Genomic DNA, 1,825 nt, shown 5'->3' with positions numbered 1-1,825 from the left:
CGCCTATGACCGCGAGCATGTCATCGTGCTCGCCGATCACAGCGCGCTCTCGCCGCAGGCGATCTTCCGGCGCCTCAAGGTCAACCCCGGCCATTTCAATTTCCAGCGCCAGACCCTGGCCGGGCTCCTGTCGGGCAAGGATCAGCCGCTCAAGGACCGGCTCGACTGGGGCCAGATGCGGATGGACCCGGCCGACATCTCCGATGTGACCGGATCCACCTACACCTATCTCGTCAACGGCCATGGTCCGATGGACAACTGGACCGCGCTCTTCACCCCGGGCGAACGGGTGCGGCTGCGGGTCATCAATGCGTCGGCGATGACCACCTTCAACGTCCGCATCCCCGGCCTGCCGCTGACCATCGTCCAGGCCGACGGGCAGAATGTGGTGCCGGTCACCGTCGACGAGTTCCAGGTTGGTGTTGCCGAGACCTACGACGTCGTTGTCAGCCCAGGCGATGACAAGGCCTACACCCTTGTCGGCGAGGCGATCGATCCGACGGCCGAGAAGAACGCGTCCGCGCGCCTCGCGACCGGCGCGGCGGCAGCGATGGCGACCATGGACAATAGCGCCATGGCAGGCATGGATCATTCGGGGATGGATCATTCCGCGATGAGCGGGATGGACCACGGCGCGATGGGCGCCGATGGCCAGATGGCGGGCATGGACCATGGCGGGCACGCGATGGGGTCGATGAAGATGCGAGACTTCTCGAACGCGCCGCAGGTGAAGCGCGACCCGAGCGTCCAGACCATCTCGCCGATGCCCGTCGACCGCACCGGCGAGCCCGGCCAGGGCCTCGCCGACGTCGGCCACAAGGTGCTTGTCTACAGGGACCTGATGGCGCTCGATCGCAATCCGGACGTGCGCGCGCCGAGCCGCAGCATCGACATTCACCTCACCGGCAACATGGAGCGGTTCATGTGGTCGTTCGACGGCGAAAAAATGTCGGACCATCACGAGCCGATCCCCTTCATCGAAGGCGAGCGGGTGCGCGTCAATCTCATCAACGACACGATGATGGGGCATCCGATCCATATTCACGGGCATTTTTTCGAGCTGGTGACGGGGCATGGCGATCATGCGCCACGCAAGCATACGGTAATCGTCCAGCCCGGCGGCAAGGTGACCTGGGACTTCACCGCCGACGCGGTCGGCGACTGGGCCTTCCACTGTCATCTCCTCTACCACATGCATGCCGGGATGATGCGGGTCGTGAGCGTCCGTCCGAAGGGAGACGCGTAATGACCCGCATCCTCACGCCGCTGGTGAGCGCGATCGCCCTTTTCGCTGCCGCGCCCGCCTTTGCCCAGGATCATTCAATGCACGGCATGCCCGGCATGGCGCCGCCGGGCGAGGTGCCGCCGGCGCAGGAGAAGAAGAAGGACAAGGCCGCCGCCAGGCCGCGCGCTCAGACACCAGCGCCAGACGCCACCTCGGCGATGGACCATTCGCAGCACCAGGCCAGTCCTGCGCCGCAGGGAGATGCGGCCGGTCAGCCGCAACCCGCGTCTCCCGCGATGCCGGACATGCCGGGCATGGACCACTCCCAGCATCAGGACGGCGCGATGCCGGACATGCCCGGGATGGACCATTCGCAGCATGGCCAGACCGCCATGCCCGGCATGCAAATGACCGGCACGGCGCTTCCGGCCGGCAATGCGCCCCCGCCGCCTCCCCCCAGCGACCACTTCGCCGATCGTGATTTTCCCGGCGCCGAGATGGCGCGCTCACGCGACATCATGATGAAGGACAGCGGCGGCAACAATTTCGGGCAGGTGCTGCTCAACCTGTTCGAGTATCAAGCGCATAGCGGTCGCGATG

1 protein-coding gene and 1 pseudogene are annotated in these 1,825 nt (G+C 66.0%); both read left to right on the top strand.

The genetic code is table 11. The annotated features are described in order from the left end of the window. On the top strand, positions 1-1,246 hold a 1,246-nt coding region (locus QOL62_RS19730), incomplete at its 5' end, for a copper resistance system multicopper oxidase (RefSeq protein WP_283407306.1). Continuing rightward, positions 1,246-1,825: pseudogene (locus tag QOL62_RS19725) on the top strand (copper resistance protein B); the annotation flags it as partial. The gene QOL62_RS19730 and the pseudogene QOL62_RS19725, both read left to right, overlap by 1 nt.

Origin of the sequence: Novosphingobium panipatense (assembly GCF_900182875.1) — a bacterium.
Classification (GTDB): Bacteria; Pseudomonadota; Alphaproteobacteria; order Sphingomonadales; family Sphingomonadaceae; genus Novosphingobium; species Novosphingobium panipatense.
The sequence above is the reverse complement of the archived record's forward strand: the minus strand, read 5'-3'. Positions and strand labels throughout refer to the sequence as shown.